Raw genomic sequence first — 15,512 nt, forward strand, 5'->3', positions numbered from 1 at the left:
GCGGTGTCCGAATGTCAGGAGGTCGCTCGGTTGCCCCTGCATTCCAGCGTTATGCATTCCAATCAACCGTGAACTCTTCGCGAAATGCAAAGCGTTTCAGGTGGTCTTCTATGACAACTTTCCACGAGTTCAAGTCACCACGTGGGCCGACTGAAGCAACTATGTCCAGCCCCTCGTCCGTCGCTTTCATCGCGACCGCGCACCCGTTTTCAAATGAAACTTTCCCTTCAGTTACATCAAATTCTACTTGCCCCTTGTAGGACCAGTGCTTGCATAACTGCTGAAGATACTTGCTGGCCACATCTGTTGGCGCGTTTCCTTACGCGCTCTGGTCCGGCAACATTTCCAACGCGGTTTCAGCCGCCCCTCGCATAGCCTTCGCAAAAAGTGTTACGTCGATATTCGTGGCCAGGAACCTAACCCCAAGATCCAGGCACTTGCGCTGCATCACAGGGTCCAACGTCAGGATGCCCGCTGCCTTGCCCGCGGCCACGATCCGTTTCAACGCGTCCAAAACCGCTTCGACCACGTCGGTGTGGCCAGCATTGCCGATGTGGCCCATATCCGCGGCCAAATCTGACGGACCGATAAATACGCCGTCGACATCTGTGGTCAGAATGTCATCCAGTGCATCCAAGCCAAGGCGGTTTTCCACCTGAACGGCATTTATTCTCAGATCCCAAAAGTTTGGCTCGAACAAGGTGCCTTTCGTTCCGGGTTTCGAACCCAAGGGAGCGCCTGCACAAAGGGCCCAATTACCCTGAGGGTAAGGCCCTAGCTGCGACGCCCAATACCGCCGCTCATGTGCGAAGCAAAGCCTTGCCATGGGTCAGACCGTTCACCTTCTCCAGGATAGCGTCCGCGTCAATGCTATGGTGCCGATAGAGGTCGCCGATTGTCCCTGTCTGGCCAAAATGTTCGACCCCTAATGGGATGGTCTGATGTCCCTGTACGGCACCCAGCCAAGACAATGTCGCGGGGTGTCCGTCAATCACGGTAACCAGCTTGCAGTGGCGCGGCAGACCGGACATCAAAGTTTCGATGTGGGACCGAGCCGTTTGATTGCCGCGCGAACGCGCCCGTTGCGCTGCCGTCCACCCGGCGTTTAGCCGATCTGCTGAAGTCACCGCCAGCACTCCGATGTCTTTGCGTCCTTCGCCGATCACGCCAGCGGCTTTGATCGCTTCGGGTGCAACGGCCCCTTGATAAGCGATTACGACCTCGCAATTCGGGCCCGGCCTCCGCAACCAGTATGCACCATCAATGGCACCTTGACGGAACTCATCGTCCACGCGTTTGCCAGGCTGTTCAATCGGGTTTGTCGTCAAGCGCAGATAAACCGAACCGCCTGTTTCGTCACGCAGCCAGGTGCGTTCGTCCGGCTGCCCTTCGCCGTCGCGCTGAAGATAATCAAAGGCCCATTCCATGATCACGGCCAGTTCATCGGCAAAGGCTGGCTCAAAGGCCGCCAGACCGTCCTGGCTCATCCCGATCAACGGTGTGCCAATGGATTGATGTGCGCCGCCTTCTGGGGCCAGCGTAATGCCCGAAGGCGTGCCGACCAGCATAAAGCGCGCATCCTGATAACAAGCATAATTGAGTGCATCGAGGCCGCGGCTGACAAAGGGGTCATACACAGTACCGATCGGGATAAGCCGCTTGCCGAACAGGGAATGCGAAAGGCCCGCAACGCCCAAAAGCAACATGAGGTTCATCTCGGCAATACCAAGCTCGATATGTTGCCCTTCAGGAGTAAATTCCCATTTTGCCGTCGAGGGGATACGGTGTTCAATAAAAGCGTCGGCTTGCTCGGATCTGGCAAACAGTTTGCGCCGGTTTACCCACGGGCCAAGGTTTGTTGTGCCTGTGACATCAGGAGACGTCGTCAGGATACGCTCGGCCAATTGACTGTCGCCCTTCGACAAGTCATCCAAAATCTTGCCGAAAGCCATTTGGGTCGAGATTTCGCGGCTTGTGTCGATGTCAATAGATGGAACATCCAGCTTGTCATCGAAATAGCGTCGCGGACCTTTGGCAAAGAAGGAAACTTTCGACAGAAAGTCTTTCAGCGCTTCCGGGTCCTGCACTGCCGCAAGTGGCTCCCATTCCTCACCGGCAGGCACGCCCATGTGTTCTTGCCACGCGACGAACTGGCTGTTGTTCATCAGCCCACCGTGGTTGTCCTTGTGGCCCGCAATTGGCGTACCCCATCCCTTGATCGTGTAGGCCAAGAAACAAGTAGGGCGGTCATGTTCGATGGCAGCAAAGGTTTGGGCCATGGTCTCAACGCAGTTGCCGCCGAGGTTTTCCATCAATGCAGCGAGTTCGGCATCTGTGCGCCGCTCGATCAGCGCCGTCACATCCCCCTGATCCCCAAGATCGTCCATGAGGCGCTTTCGCCAAACCTCGCCGCCCATGAACGTCAGGGCCGAGTATTCCTGGTTCGAGCAGGCATCAATCCAGTCTCGCAGCCGATCGCCGCCAGGTTCTTTGAAGGCCGCACGCTGCAACACGCCGTGCTTCACGCGCACAACATCCCATCCGAAGGCATCAAAGATTTTCTCGATCCGTTCGAACAACCCTTCACGAACGATGCCATCAAGTGACTGCCGGTTGTAGTCGATAATCCACCACGTGTTGCGCAGGCCATTTTTCCAGCCTTCCTGCAATGCCTCGTATACGTTGCCTTCATCCAGTTCAGCGTCGCCTACAAGCGCCACCATTCGCCCCATCGGGGCATCTGCCCCCCAGTTTTTGGCCTTGACGTAGTCCTGAATGATCGAAGCAAACGAGGTGATCGCGACACCCAAACCTACCGAACCTGTCGCGAAGTCGACATCATCGATGTCCTTTGTCCGGCTGGGATAGCTTTGCACGCCACCAAACCCGCGAAAGTTTTCCATCTTCTCGCGGGTCTGGTTGCCCATGAGGTACTGCATCGCGTGGAAAATCGGTGACGCATGCGGTTTTACCGCAACCCGATCTTCGGGCCGTAAAGCCGAAAAGTAGAGCGCAGTCATGATCGAAACCATCGACGCAGACGACGCTTGATGACCACCGACCTTTATCCCATCAACCTTGGGCCGGATATGGTTGGCATGGTGGATCATCCAATGCGACAGCCACAGCAGACGCTGTTCAACGATTTTCAACTGGTTGGGATCATACGGCATGGTGGTCTCCGGGACTCAGGCGGCACTGCGGGCAGGGTAGGGCAAAGCTTGCTCTAAATCTGCAAGGATATCTTCAACGTCTTCCAACCCGACGGAAAGTCGGATCAGGCCATCGCTGATTCCATGTTCTGCTCGTTCTTCCGCAGTATACGTCGAATGGGTCATGGATGCCGGGTGCTGGATTAGGGTTTCTGCGTCCCCCAAGGACACGGCGCGCTGGATCATGTTCAGGCGGTTCATGAACTTGATGCCACCGGACAGGCCAGACTTGATTTCAAAGGCGATCATGGCCCCCGGCTGCGACATCTGGCGTCGTGCGACATCGTGCTGGGCAAAACTCTCAAGCCCCGGGAAATACACCTCACTGACGGCAGGGTGTGCCTGAAGGTAATCGGCAACAACCTTGGCGGACGCACAGTGGCGATCCAGTCGCAGGTTCAGTGTCTTCAGCCCACGCAGGATCAGCATTGCGTTGAATGGTGCCATCACTGCGCCTGTCATGTCCTTCATGCCGACAAGCCGGATCTCAGAAATCTGCTCGGCGGTTCCGACCACAAGACCCGCGACCACATCGCCATGCCCGCCCAGATATTTGGTGGCGGAGTGAAGGACGATGTCCGCGCCGTGCTCGATCGGGCGGGTCAGATAGGGGCTGGCATATGTATTGTCGACCACAACCTGCGCACCGACAGAATGTGCGATCTCTGAACTGGCGGCGATATCCACCAAGCGCATGTTTGGATTGGCTGGGGTTTCGAAGTAGACGACACGGGTTTTTTCGGAAACAGCGGCTTTCAGGTTCGCGGGGTCCGTCATGTCAACATGGGTAATAGTGACACCCCATTTTGCCAGACCGTGGCGCATGAAAGCGAATGTGCAGCCATAGAGTGTTTTGTCGACAATGACTTCGTCACCTGGCGACAACAGGGTCCAAAATACGGCGGTAATTGCGCCCATCCCGCTGGAAAGCGCGAGCCCAGCCTCGGCACCTTCCAGAACTGCAATGCGCTTTTCAAGAAGGTCACATGTAGGGTTCGATATCCGGCTATAGATATGACCTGCGCGCTCGCCGGCAAACATCTCACCGCCTGCCTCTGCGGTTTCGAAGGAGAAGGTTGAGGTCAAGTGGAGGGGCGGTGTCAGCGCACCATCATTTTCAAATGGGTTGTAGGCATGATGAATGGCGCGAGTGGCAAATCCGGTTGTGTGGGTCACGGTGGGCTCCTGATCTAAGTCGCTATCACTTTGCGCCTTTACTTTGAGCAATGGGTTGCGAATAATGCCACGTTGAGGGCCTACATTGGCATATTATGCTAAAAAATGGAGAGAAGATGGACGCCAAAGACAGGCAGATCATTCGAGCGTTGCAGCGGGATGGGCGTATGACGAACCAGGATCTTGCTGATGAGGTCAATCTGTCTCCTTCACCGTGTTTGCGGCGGGTCAAAAACCTTGAGGCCAGCGGTGTCATCAAGGGATACAGTGCCGATGTGGACGCTGCTGCATACGGGATGGCGATAACCGTCTTTGTCCGCATCCGGCTTGAGCGGCACAATGAAACAGATGTGCAGAAATTCGAAAAACGCGTTCGGATGATCGATGAAGTTCTAGAATGCCACGTGCTGACCGGCGCAATGGATTACCAGTTGCGGGTATTGGTATCGGACCTCGAAGCATACGAAGACTTTATTCGAAACCGAATTCACCCGATCGGCGGGATAGCTTCGATCGACACCAGCTTTGTTTATGGAACAGTCAAGAAAACAGCGGTGTTTCCAGCCTGAGATGGTTTGAGTTCTCGAAAGTGACCCTTAGCATTGAGTTCTAGATTGTTAGGATGCGGAAGAACCAGTTTCGAGTTTCCGTGACTGTGAGTATTACCTCGGTTAGGTAAAATTCGCCGACTGGATGCGTCTCCGTACAAGTAACATAATCATCATTATGCGCTAAATTCGACTATTAGGGTGTGCGCTACCTTCAAGTGCGACTCCTATTAGAAAACAATGAGTTATCTAATGAGGAGATTGTGCCATGGGAGCTGTTTACACCCAACTGAGCATTGAGGAACGCCGCAGAATCGAACGCTGGCGACATGCAAAGGTCCCTGTTCGCGAGATGGCGCGTGTGCTGAAGCGCTCAAAGGCCACGATCCATCGTGAGATCAAACGAAACTTTTTCAGCGATGAATGCATGCCCAAATGTGACGGCTACTATGGTGCCGCCGCCCATCTGATGGCGGCCGATCGGCGCGCCCGGCAACGCAAGCTGATCCGCTATCCGCATTTGCTCAGGAAAGTTGTCGAGCGACTCAAGCATGGCTGGACGCCTGAACAGATCGGCAACCGGATGATCTATGAGGGTGCCAAACTCAGGGTCTGCCAGGAAACCATCTATCGCTATATCTACTCGAAAGAAGGCATGGCCAGGAACTCTGGTGGTACCTGCCAAACCACCGCAAGTATCGCCGTCCCCGCCGTGCCAGAAAGCGTCAGGCACCCAAGTTCGACCGCGATGTCAGCATCCTGTTCCGTCCCGATGACGTGGCGCATCGCCGCCAGTTCGGCCACTGGGAGGGAGATTTGATGCTATTCAAACAGAGCCTTGGGCAGTCGAACGTGGCATCCCTGGTCGAACGCGTCAGCCGGTTTACGGTGTTGCTGAAGAACCCGAACAAGCGCACGAAGCCGGTCATGGGCAAGATCATGAAAGCGGTTCGCGACCTGCCCCACCTAGCCCGGAAATCCATCACATTCGACCGCGGCACCGAGTTCGTCAGCTGGCCACATCTTCAGGCCGAGATCGGAACGCAGACGTGGTTCTGTGATCCCTGCTCTCCGTGGCAGAAAGGCACGGTCGAAAACACCAATCGGCGGGTCCGAAGGTGGCTGCCGAGAAAGCGGGACATCACGGCGGTCACAGATCATGAACTGAAAATGATCTGTGACCGCCTCAACAACACGCCCCGCAAATGCCTCGGATGGAAAACGCCAGCCGAAGTGTTCAGAGAAAGGATGATGGCAGAGTTGGCTCGATCTCCCTACCCTCGAAGGCAATAGGAGTCGCAGTTCAACTATCGCTCACACTCCTCCTACAATTCGCATTACTTCAAATTCTCAAGGTCGGGTCACAACAAAATCCGGCACGATCGCTGCCTGTTTGATCGCTTCCTCGACATCATGCCCGGCGAAGAATCCAAAATCCGAGACAAGTGCCGAAGCCACTCCGGCATGACGCGCGCCCAGAATGTCAGTATGCAAACTGTCACCCACCATCAGAACGCGGGATTTGTTGACAGGCCCAAGTCGCTGAAAAGCAAGATCATAGATATTGCCGAATGGCTTTCCATAAAATTGCGGGGCTACACCTGTCCGGTCGGCCAAACGGTGTGCGAAAAGACCTGGTTCTTTGGAAAAGCCGTACTCGCGCGGGGCAACGATATCCGGGTTGCCCACCAATACCGGGCGGGGACGGCTTAGCAATGCCACCTCCAACATCGCCTGCCGGGCTTCGGTCCAGGCGGCTGACCCGATCATCAGAAAACCATCAACAGATTCATAGGGCTGCGGGTCATCTTCCAGATAGGTTAATTTCAAACCTTCCAAGTCGCGAAGACCGGCGCTGGGTGTCGCCATCAAACCCCAATGCAGCCCACGTTGGCCATTCAGCCCGGACAGCAACGTAGCCCGACTGGTGATCACATCCTGCGGCGCGAAGTCATATCCCAGTCTGGTGTATTTCTCCAACAGCGTGGCGTGGGGAAACCCAGCGGCATTCGACACCACCAAGACACGTTTGCCCGCAGCCTTCAGCGACTTGATCCGTTCGGGCGTTTCGGGGATCGCCGTGTCGCCTATATTAAGAACCCCGAACGCATCCAGAAGAAACACGTCAAACTCATCCATAATTTCGGAAAGAGTCTCGATACGACGATAGCTCACGTCGTTCGGTTCTATATCTGGAAGGCGGTGCCGGACGGCTTCGTAAGCCTTGAAAGCCTCTTGCGCTGAGAATCCGGTCAAATGATCGCTCCTCGTACTTTTGCCGAAACCCACTCGCTGATCATGACCGCAAAAAGAATTACAATTAGGATCAGGCTCACTTGCGGCCACGCCAGAACGTTAAGCGAGGCCGAAAGCTGCAACCCGATGCCACCGGCGCCAACCAGCCCAAGCACTGTGGACTCGCGAATGTTGATATCCCAACGAAAGACTGCAATTCCGGCAAATGCTGGCAGGATTTGCGGAACGATCCCATACGCCATGACTTGCCACCGCGAAGCACCGGTGGCTGTGATCGCCTCGACCTGACCGTGATCAATCTCTTCAATCGCTTCGTAAAGAAGTTTAGCGCAGAACCCGATTGAACGGATGGCGATTGCTATGACACCTGCGAACACGCCCGGTCCAATGATAGCGATCAATAGCAGCGCCCAGATCAGCGAGTTGATTGAGCGGGTCGAGACAATGACCAACAAGGCAATGGGGCGGATGAACAACGCCGACGGAGTAGTGTTGCGGGCCGCCAAAAAGGCAACAGGTACAGCCAAGCACAGAGCGATGATCGTGCCCAGAGTAGCAATGTTCAGGGTATCCCAGATCGGGCGACCCAACTGGGTGATATAGTCCCATTTGGGCGGCGTTGCTCGGGTCCATATATCGTTGGCGATACGGGGCGCGTCCCAGACAAAAAACCAGGTTGTCGATTCTGAAATGAGCTGCCAACAGTAGACAAAAATCGCTACGCCCAAAAGCCAGCCAAACCAGCGAACCAGGCTTTGGCCCGTCGTCCGCCTGCGCCAGATTTTTGTATCGTCGCGTTCAAGAACAGGCATTACTGAACCCTCGCGCGGATAATCCCCGAAAGGTATTCAAGGGCCATGACGATCCCGATGATAAGGATCAGAATGGCGGCTGCCGTGTCATATTCATATCGATCAAAAGCAGTGTTCAGTGTCGCGCCAATGCCGCCTGCCCCCACCAGCCCGAGAATAGCGCTTTCCCGGAAATTGATATCGATCCGGTACATGGAAAGACCCACAAGCCTAGGCATGATCTGAGGCTGAACCCCGTAGTTGATCCATTGCAGCCATCTTGCACCAGAGGCCTGGATCGCCTCTGCCTGAACTTTGTCCATCGCCTCGATATCTTCAGCCAAGAGCTTGGAAAGAAATCCAATTGTCGCGAAGGACAGCGTCAGAAATCCTGCCAGCGGGCCAAATCCGAAAATGGCCACAAGCAAAATAGCAACGATAATTTCCTGCAGCGCCCGGCTTAACGCGACAATGCCGCGGCAAATTATGTAGATTGGCAACGGGGCGATATTACGTGCAGCCCCCAATCCAATCGGGATCGAAATCAGGATACCAACAACCGACGCGGCCACGGTCATCACAATGCTTTCCAGAAGGCCGGCCCAGATATCTGACCACCGTGAAATGAAATCCGGGCTGGTAAAGGCAAGGACGAACGCCCATCCCCTGTCCAGTCCCTCATAGACCCTTCCCCAATCAACATCGATGGTCATGAAAGCCGCGATCAGGTAAGCGAAAAACCCAAGTATCAATGCCCTGCGCAGCAACGTGTTTTTGATAAAGGCCGGTTTGCGCCAACCTTTTCCCAGCATGTCGTCAAGTTCTCGATGGCTCATTCTGCGGCCTCGACATCTTCATCCTCATCCACTTTTTCGATGGTCGCTTCCCAGTCTTCCTCGCCGTAAATCTCGGTCAGCTTTTCCGGGGTGAGCCCTGTTGGGAGACCATCAAAAACGATTTCGCCAAAGCGGAGGCCTACGACACGGGGAACAAACATCTGGGCTAGTGCCACGTCATGGATGTTGATAATGGCCGCCAGCCCGCGTTCCTGACACAGTTCGGTGATCAACCGCATGATCTGACGACTGGTCTTCGGGTCCAGCGACGCGGTCGGTTCATCGACCAGCAACAACTTTGGGTTCTGGATCAGAGCGCGGCAGATACCGACCCTTTGGCGTTGACCACCTGATAACTCGTCCGCGCGTTTGTCAGCCATATGCAACAGTCCCACGCGGTCCAGAAGGCGGAAAGCCTCGTCCACATCGGACTGCGGATACCGCCGCAGAAAGCTGCGCCAGAAACCGACATACCCTAACCGACCGGACAATACGTTTTCCATCACGGTGAGGCGTTCGACTAGGGCATATTCCTGAAAGATCATACCCATTTCGCGGCGTGCTTTCCGCAACGCACCCGAGCCGAGTTTGGTCAGATCCATGTCGTCCAGAAGAACACCGCCGCTTGTGGGCTCAACCAAACGGTTTATGCAGCGGATCATGGTCGATTTACCCGCGCCCGAGGGTCCGATCAGTGCAAGCACCTGCCCTTTGGGAACCTCAAGATCGACGGCCTTCAGTGCCTGATCTCCGGTCTTGTAGGTTTTTGTTAGCTTTTGAAGACGCAGCATAAATTGCCCCCGATTAGGGTGATTAGCGGGCCTATTCAGGCCCGCCGGATTGACCAAGGCTTATTGGCAGGCGTAGGAGACGCCGTTTGCCGCGTCAATTTTCCGAATGACGTCCCAAAAGTCCTTGTAGTTCATATCGATAAACTGGGCCTCGTTGGACTTGGAGAACTCTGCCTGTAACGCGGTTCCTTCCCAATCAAACGTGAAGAAGGCCTCTTTAATCTTGTCCTGAAGCTCGGGCGGAAGGTTGTAAACAGTGCCGAAACCAGTAGTCGGGAAGGTTTGAGACTTGTAGATCGACACAACTTGATCAGCACTGATAACATCTCGTGCGATCATACGCTGCATCACAGAATTGGCGACAGCACCTGCAGGATAATCCTTGTTGGCCACACCGAGAACAGTATTGTCGTGCTTGCCTGAGAAGACTGGTTCAAAATCACGATCTGCAAGCATGTCATACTCACCCTTCAGGATAGCAGATGGCGCTTTGAAACCCGAATTCGACGTGGGCGACGAGAAAGCAAGCTTACCGCCCTTGATGTCTTCTACCGACTCCACACCTGATCCTGGAAATGTGATCAATTCCATCTCGTAGCCGAAATGTCCATCTTCCGACGCCATAATTGTAAATGGGCGGAAACCGGCACAATTCACTGCCAAAGGGTTAGATCCAGTGTTGAAACCCGAAATATGCAAACGTCCAGAGCGCATAGCCTCAATTTGCGCCGCGTTCGATTGAACTGGAAATATCTGGGCATTTTTGCCAGTTACACTTTCAAGATGGTCAATGAACTCAACCCAAGCATCCCGGTAGACCGCCGGATCCTCAACCGGTGTATACGCAAAAATCAAGGTGTCAGGATCAATCCACTCATTGGGATCAGTGGGGATATCCGCAATCAAATCCCCATCCACGTCGCAAAATCGCTCGTCCAGATCACCCCTCGGGCAATCTTGCGCCGAAGCTGTGCCGGAAAGCGACATAAGCGAAATTGCCGATGCCCCAATCAATAATCTGATGTCTATCTTCATGTTTTCCTCCCAGTCATGCGCGGTCTTTTTGCAGTCCGCTGTTCGTCATTCGTTTCAGTGTTTACGGGGCGACGAGAACATCAACCTCGGCACCGTTGATCGCGTTAAGCAATTCTCCTGTTGGTTTCGTGTCGGAAACTATGGAATCCAGGCTGGTCAGGTCTCCGACCTGAGACAGGCCTTTACGACCAAATTTCCCTGAATCGATTAAAAGATGTCGATTTGCTGCGCGCGTCAGCATCATTCTTTTGACAGCCGCAAAGCCGCGCACGGTTTCTGAAGGGCCTTCGACCGAAAAACCTGACGAGCCGATCATGCATCTGTCGACATTGAACCGAGACAGGAATTCCAGCGTTTCGGTTCCGATCGTCGCAGATTCGGTTGCCAGATATTCTCCTGGACAAAGCAGAACCTCGGCAGCCCCATGGCCGAGGGTCATTGCCACCGGGATTGAATTCGTAATCACTGTGCAAGGAGTGCCGAGATAGGCCAATGCACGGGCCATTTCGATTGTGGTCGAACCGGAATCGATCATGACCGTTTCACCATCACGAACCAGTCCCGCCGCGCTGATACCTATGCGTTCGCGCTCCTCAATCCGCGCGTTGGCTCGCTCGTCCAGACCTGGATAATGCCCTTGTGCCGGGGCAGATGCCCCTCCGTGCGCGCGTGCGATCAGGCCGTCATTCGACAGGGCGTCAAAATCCCTGCGAACCGTCTCGTTAGAGACGTTGAAACGCTGAGCCAATTCATTGATACGAACATGCGGGCGAAGCTTCAACTCCAGCAGTATTTGCTGGCGCCGGTCGGATTTCTTTACCCTACCCCGTCCCTTTTCAATCGTTTTGGCACGTATTTTCGTTTTGGACATCCAACAACCCAATCAGGTTTCAAACCCCACTTTTGTGGGATTTCGGGCATAATGCAATAATTTTTGTTGCATAACCCTCAGTAGGTTGTGACAATTCAGAAGAGTCCAAAGCGCAAGGCAAGAATGTGTGAATTGAACCGTTTCAAAGTGAAAACCCAAGAACCACCGTTAACGACTGAAGGTTATTCTGGGCGCGCTATTGATACCGTGTCATTGAGGACAGCATGAGCGACGGCAACATAACAGACCAGATTGCAGCACTTCCGATGCGCTGGGACAGGGATGGAAAGCTGCGTGTTTTGATGGTGACTTCGCGCGATACAGGGCGGTGGGTCATCCCAAAAGGTTGGTTGATGGAAGGAAAGAAACCTTGGCATGCCGCCGAAATTGAAGCCCTGGAAGAAGCAGGTGCAGTCGGGGCAATCTCGAAACAGCCGATTGGCCAATTTTTCTACGACAAGCGCTTTGAAGGCGCGAATAGCGTTCGCTGCCGCGTTACCCTCTATCCCATGGTCGTTGAAAAACTGAAGCGGCGTTGGAAAGAACGGGACGAACGGACGCGTCACTGGTTTTCACCGGGGAAAGCGGCAAAGCTGGTGGAAGAAAGAGATCTGTCAAGTTTTCTGAGAAATCTGACGGGCAATCAGAACGCCCAGTCTGTCATTAACAAGCTACGAAAAGCTGGATGAGAAAGCGCCTGACAAAACAAAAGATACTGGTGCACGATAACCAAAGGGAGGAATGATAATGAAAAAACTTACATCCACGGCCGTCGGGTCGCTGATTGCAATAGCCGCATCTGTGTCGGCAGCGCAGGCAGACAAGCTGACACTCTATTGCTCGGCGCAGGAAGACTGGTGCCAACTCATGGCGCGCAGTTTCGAAGATGCGACGGGCATCGACGTCAACATGACGCGTAAGTCGTCAGGTGAAACCTTTGCCCAGATTCGTGCCGAAAGCTCGAACCCGAAAGGAGACGTGTGGTGGGGCGGCACGGGTGATCCGCATTTGCAGGCCGCCGAAGAGGGCCTGACAATGGAATACATGTCGCCAATGCGCGACCAGCTTCATGATTGGGCAATTTCCCAAGCCGAAAGTGCCGGAAACAGAACGATCGGCATTTATTCCGGCGCACTTGGGTATGGCTATAACGCAGACCTGCTGGCGGCCAATAACCTACCCGAACCCACCTGTTGGAAAGACCTGCTAAAGCCTGAATACAAGGGTCACGTTCAGATGGCCAACCCGAACTCGTCTGGTACGGCCTATACAACGCTGGCCTCGATGGTGCAGATCTTTGGCGAGGATGAAGGTTTTGAGTTCATGAAAGGCCTGCATTCGAATATCAACCAGTATACAAAATCCGGATCAGCACCAATCAAAGCAGCCGGTCGAGGCGAGAACACGATTGGCATCGTCTTCATGCATGATGCAGTAAAGCAGGCTGTATCGGGTTTCCCGATCAAGGTAGTCGCGCCATGCGAGGGTACCGGATACGAAATTGGGTCGATGTCTATTATTGAAGGCGCCCGCAACGAGGAAGAGGCGAAGAAGTTCTATGACTGGGCGCTGTCGCCCGAGGCGCAGAACCTTGCTCTTCAGGTCAGCGCGTTTCAGGTGCCATCGAACAAGAGCGCAGAAACGTCGGAAAGCGCGCCTGACATGAGTCAGATCAAGCTGATCGACTATGACTTCAAAAAGTATGGTTCCTCAGACGAACGGAAGCGTCTGTTGCAGAAATGGGACGAAGAGGTTTCGGTTCTGCCGCAGTAAATGGCCAACCATATTACAAAAAAGACCCGTCCGGTTCTGATCTTTTGGGTCATCGCCGGGTGGGTCGGGTTTTGCCTGCTGCCGTGGTATATGGTCGACGGCGGCCTGTGGTCATTCGAATGGCTTTTTGAAGGCTACCCGTTTGACGAAGATTATGCCCCCGCTGCATTCCTGATCGCACAGGGTGAGAAGCTTTGGCTTGCCCCACTGTTGATCGCTCTGACCTTACCCCTTCTGGTGCTGAAGCGAGCCAAGTCTGACCCGCTCTATGCCCGGGTTCTGATCCTTTCCGGTGCGCTCGGCTTCGGCTGGTTGATCGCACAGGGATTCGGGATTGGCATCAGGGGTTTCAATTTCAATTGGTTGGAAGCCTATTTTGGCGAACTTGGTGATCGCCAATTCGGTATGGGCTATGGCGCAATGATTTGCGCTTCAAGCTTTCTGTTCCTGTTGACCCAAGGCATTGCGGCAAGAGGTGCCATCAACGGTGACGTCTTTGTTGTCAGTGCGATTGGCGGTGTGATTACCATCGTCACCGTCTTTGTCTTTTTTCCGATCGCCAAGATGCTGTTCGCTGCTTTCGTCACTGAAGATGGCGCATATTCGATTGCTGTCTTCTTCTCAAAGTTCTTTGATGGCCGGCTTTGGGGGTTGGGGTGTTTTTATGGTGCCAGGTGTGGCGCGGCATGGAACTCACTGTTTCTTGCCATCCTGGTTGGCTTCGTCACGACTGCCCTGGGTTTGTGCTTTGCACTGGTCGTGACCCGCTCGGGCTTTCGCTACAAACGCCTGTTGCGGGCTTTGACTGTTCTTCCGATCATCACCCCGCCATTTGTGATTGGGCTTGCGCTGATCCTGCTTTTTGGCCTGTCAGGCTCAGTCACACGGTTCGTCGCCGATCTGTTCGGCACGCAGCCAACGCGCTGGCTGTACGGAATGCCAGGTATATTCATCGCACAGGCCCTTGCGTTCACACCTATTGCATTCCTCGTTCTAATCGGCGTGGTGGAAGGCGTCTCGCCATCTATGGAGGAAGCGGCCCAGACTCTCCGCGCCAGCAGGTGGCAAACGTTCAGGACAGTGTCCCTGCCCCTGATGCGCCCCGGACTTGCCAATGCATTTCTTTTGGGCTTCATCGAAAGTATGGCCGACTTCGGAAACCCACTTGTTCTGGGTGGGAATTTCGACGTTCTATCGACTGAGATTTTCTTTGCCATCGTAGGGGCACAATACGACCAAGGACGGGCCGCCGTTCTGGCCATGGTATTGCTGTTTTTCACCCTTTCGGCCTTTTACGCACAGCGTGTTTGGCTGGGTAAGAAAAGCTATACAACCGTAACAGGCAAAGGCGACGCAGGCGTGCACCCTTTGATGCCGACAGGCCTTTCTGTTCCCGTGCTGGTATTCGCCCTTGGCTGGGCGGTGTTCACGATCATTGTCTATGCAATGATCATCTACGGCAGTGTGGTCGAGCTTTGGGGTGTCAATAACTCCCTGACCCTAAAGCACTACGTCACTGCATTCTCTGTACGATTTGAAGAAGAGGGCATTCGTTGGACCGGCGCCGCTTGGGACAGCTTCTGGACCACCATAACCATTGCGGCAATTGCTGCACCTCTGACGGCGGCGGTTGGGCTGGTAACGGCTTACCTGTTGACCCGGCAGAACTTTGCAGGAAAGAACGCTTTCGAGTTTGGAACCATGCTGTCCTTTGCTATCCCCGGTACGGTGATTGGTGTCAGCTATATTCTTGCCTTCAACGTTCCGCCAATCGAAATAACCGGCACAGGCGTTATCCTTGTTATCAGCTTCATATTCCGCAACATGCCGGTTGGGGTCCGTGCGGGCATCGCCAGCATGTCGCAACTTGACCGCAGTCTTGATGAATCGTCGCTGACCCTTGGTGCAAACTCGTGGCAGACATTTCGTCGTATCATTCTGCCGCTGCTACGCCCCGCGATACTGGCCGCACTTGTTTACAGTTTTGTTCGCGCGATGACGGCGATCTCGGCTGTGATCTTTCTGGTCAGTGCCGAATACGACATGGCAACCAGCTATATTATCGGGCGGGTCGAGAATAACGACTATGGTCTAGCCATTGCGTATTCGACGACGCTGATCTTCGTGATGCTGGCAGTTGTTGCGTTGATGCAGCTGATCGTTGGTCGCACTCAGATCGGGCGTCGAATGACGCAGTCACGCACCAATGTTTAGGAGATTTTG

The 15,512-nt window shown here is 54.3% G+C and carries 14 protein-coding genes and 1 pseudogene; 5 read left to right on the plus strand and 10 right to left on the minus strand.

Annotated elements, in window-relative coordinates:
• Positions 1-49: 49 nt before the first annotated feature.
• The 4 genes from ACR0JI_RS09280 to ACR0JI_RS09295 all read right to left on the minus strand — a co-directional run bounded on the left by ACR0JI_RS09280 (position 50) and on the right by ACR0JI_RS09295 (position 4,388).
• Positions 50-301 (minus strand): DUF2218 domain-containing protein, encoded by a 252-nt coding sequence (locus tag ACR0JI_RS09280; protein ID WP_480494126.1) that lies wholly within the window; start codon positions 299-301, stop codon positions 50-52.
• Positions 302-319: 18 nt separating this feature from the next.
• Entirely contained in the window at positions 320-700 is a 381-nt protein-coding gene (locus ACR0JI_RS09285; protein WP_480494128.1) for an aldolase/citrate lyase family protein, read from the minus strand.
• A 100-nt stretch (positions 701-800) separates the two neighbouring features.
• Complete coding sequence (locus tag ACR0JI_RS09290; RefSeq protein WP_480477278.1) at positions 801-3,173, minus strand: 1-deoxy-D-xylulose-5-phosphate synthase N-terminal domain-containing protein; 2,373 nt, start codon at positions 3,171-3,173, stop codon at positions 801-803.
• A gap of 15 nt (positions 3,174-3,188) precedes the next feature.
• Positions 3,189-4,388, minus strand: coding sequence for a methionine gamma-lyase (locus ACR0JI_RS09295; RefSeq protein WP_480494130.1), 1,200 nt, complete (start codon positions 4,386-4,388; stop codon positions 3,189-3,191).
• A 116-nt stretch (positions 4,389-4,504) separates the two neighbouring features.
• On the opposite strand from ACR0JI_RS09295, the gene ACR0JI_RS09300 reads away from it, so the two are divergent.
• On the plus strand, positions 4,505-4,957 hold the full coding sequence (locus ACR0JI_RS09300; RefSeq protein WP_209507088.1) for an Lrp/AsnC family transcriptional regulator: 453 nt from the start codon (positions 4,505-4,507) through the stop codon (positions 4,955-4,957).
• A 247-nt stretch (positions 4,958-5,204) separates the two neighbouring features.
• Positions 5,205-6,229, plus strand: a pseudogene (locus ACR0JI_RS09305) (IS30 family transposase).
• A 57-nt stretch (positions 6,230-6,286) separates the two neighbouring features.
• Here the strand turns inward: ACR0JI_RS09305 and ACR0JI_RS09310 are convergent.
• The 6 genes from ACR0JI_RS09310 to ACR0JI_RS09335 form a co-directional block, all read right to left on the minus strand.
• Positions 6,287-7,192, minus strand: coding sequence for an HAD-IIA family hydrolase (locus tag ACR0JI_RS09310; protein WP_480494132.1), 906 nt, complete (start codon positions 7,190-7,192; stop codon positions 6,287-6,289).
• On the minus strand, positions 7,189-8,004 hold the full coding sequence (gene phnE / locus ACR0JI_RS09315; RefSeq protein WP_480477272.1) for a phosphonate ABC transporter, permease protein PhnE: 816 nt from the start codon (positions 8,002-8,004) through the stop codon (positions 7,189-7,191). The genes ACR0JI_RS09310 and phnE (ACR0JI_RS09315) overlap by 4 nt, the downstream gene beginning before the upstream one ends.
• A complete protein-coding gene (phnE, locus tag ACR0JI_RS09320; protein ID WP_480477270.1) occupies positions 8,004-8,819 on the minus strand; it encodes a phosphonate ABC transporter, permease protein PhnE in 816 nt (271 codons plus the stop codon). Before phnE (ACR0JI_RS09320) ends, phnE (ACR0JI_RS09315) begins: the two co-directional genes overlap by 1 nt.
• The gene (gene phnC, locus ACR0JI_RS09325; RefSeq protein ID WP_480477268.1) at positions 8,816-9,610 is read right to left on the minus strand and encodes a phosphonate ABC transporter ATP-binding protein; all 795 of its coding nucleotides are present in this window, start codon (positions 9,608-9,610) and stop codon (positions 8,816-8,818) included. The genes phnE (ACR0JI_RS09320) and phnC overlap by 4 nt, the downstream gene beginning before the upstream one ends.
• A gap of 60 nt (positions 9,611-9,670) precedes the next feature.
• On the minus strand, positions 9,671-10,645 hold the full coding sequence (gene phnD, locus ACR0JI_RS09330) for a phosphate/phosphite/phosphonate ABC transporter substrate-binding protein (RefSeq protein ID WP_480477266.1): 975 nt from the start codon (positions 10,643-10,645) through the stop codon (positions 9,671-9,673).
• A 61-nt stretch (positions 10,646-10,706) separates the two neighbouring features.
• Complete coding sequence (locus tag ACR0JI_RS09335; protein WP_480477264.1) at positions 10,707-11,516, minus strand: DeoR/GlpR family DNA-binding transcription regulator; 810 nt, start codon at positions 11,514-11,516, stop codon at positions 10,707-10,709.
• Between the two features lie 224 nt (positions 11,517-11,740).
• Here ACR0JI_RS09335 and ACR0JI_RS09340 point away from each other — a divergent pair, with 224 nt between their 5' ends.
• From ACR0JI_RS09340 to ACR0JI_RS09350, 3 genes are read left to right on the plus strand one after another with little or no spacing between them, the layout of a single operon-like run.
• Positions 11,741-12,205 carry an NUDIX hydrolase gene (locus tag ACR0JI_RS09340; RefSeq protein WP_480494134.1) on the plus strand — a complete coding sequence of 155 codons (465 nt, stop codon included), beginning with the start codon at positions 11,741-11,743 and terminating at the stop codon, positions 12,203-12,205.
• Between the two features lie 58 nt (positions 12,206-12,263).
• The gene (locus tag ACR0JI_RS09345) at positions 12,264-13,289 is read left to right on the plus strand and encodes an ABC transporter substrate-binding protein (protein ID WP_480494136.1); all 1,026 of its coding nucleotides are present in this window, start codon (positions 12,264-12,266) and stop codon (positions 13,287-13,289) included.
• Positions 13,290-15,503 carry an ABC transporter permease gene (locus ACR0JI_RS09350; RefSeq protein ID WP_480494138.1) on the plus strand — a complete coding sequence of 738 codons (2,214 nt, stop codon included), beginning with the start codon at positions 13,290-13,292 and terminating at the stop codon, positions 15,501-15,503.
• The last annotated feature ends 9 nt before the right edge of the window (positions 15,504-15,512 follow it).

This window comes from Ruegeria sp. N10 (genome assembly GCF_056531545.1).

What these genes read in the sequence shown, in the direction of transcription:
- ACR0JI_RS09290 (WP_480477278.1), bottom strand. Translation starts at nt 3,173, where the DNA reads ATGCCGTATGATCCCAACCAGTTGAAAATCGTTGAACAGCGTCTGCTG.
- phnE (WP_480477272.1), bottom strand. Translation starts at nt 8,004, where the DNA reads ATGCCTGTTCTTGAACGCGACGATACAAAAATCTGGCGCAGGCGGACG.
- ACR0JI_RS09335 (WP_480477264.1), bottom strand. Translation starts at nt 11,516, where the DNA reads ATGTCCAAAACGAAAATACGTGCCAAAACGATTGAAAAGGGACGGGGT.
- phnE (WP_480477270.1), bottom strand. Translation starts at nt 8,819, where the DNA reads ATGAGCCATCGAGAACTTGACGACATGCTGGGAAAAGGTTGGCGCAAA.
- phnD (WP_480477266.1), bottom strand. Translation starts at nt 10,645, where the DNA reads ATGAAGATAGACATCAGATTATTGATTGGGGCATCGGCAATTTCGCTT.
- ACR0JI_RS09345 (WP_480494136.1), top strand. Translation starts at nt 12,264, where the DNA reads ATGAAAAAACTTACATCCACGGCCGTCGGGTCGCTGATTGCAATAGCC.
- phnC (WP_480477268.1), bottom strand. Translation starts at nt 9,610, where the DNA reads ATGCTGCGTCTTCAAAAGCTAACAAAAACCTACAAGACCGGAGATCAG.
- ACR0JI_RS09300 (WP_209507088.1), top strand. Translation starts at nt 4,505, where the DNA reads ATGGACGCCAAAGACAGGCAGATCATTCGAGCGTTGCAGCGGGATGGG.
- ACR0JI_RS09350 (WP_480494138.1), top strand. Translation starts at nt 13,290, where the DNA reads ATGGCCAACCATATTACAAAAAAGACCCGTCCGGTTCTGATCTTTTGG.
- ACR0JI_RS09340 (WP_480494134.1), top strand. Translation starts at nt 11,741, where the DNA reads ATGAGCGACGGCAACATAACAGACCAGATTGCAGCACTTCCGATGCGC.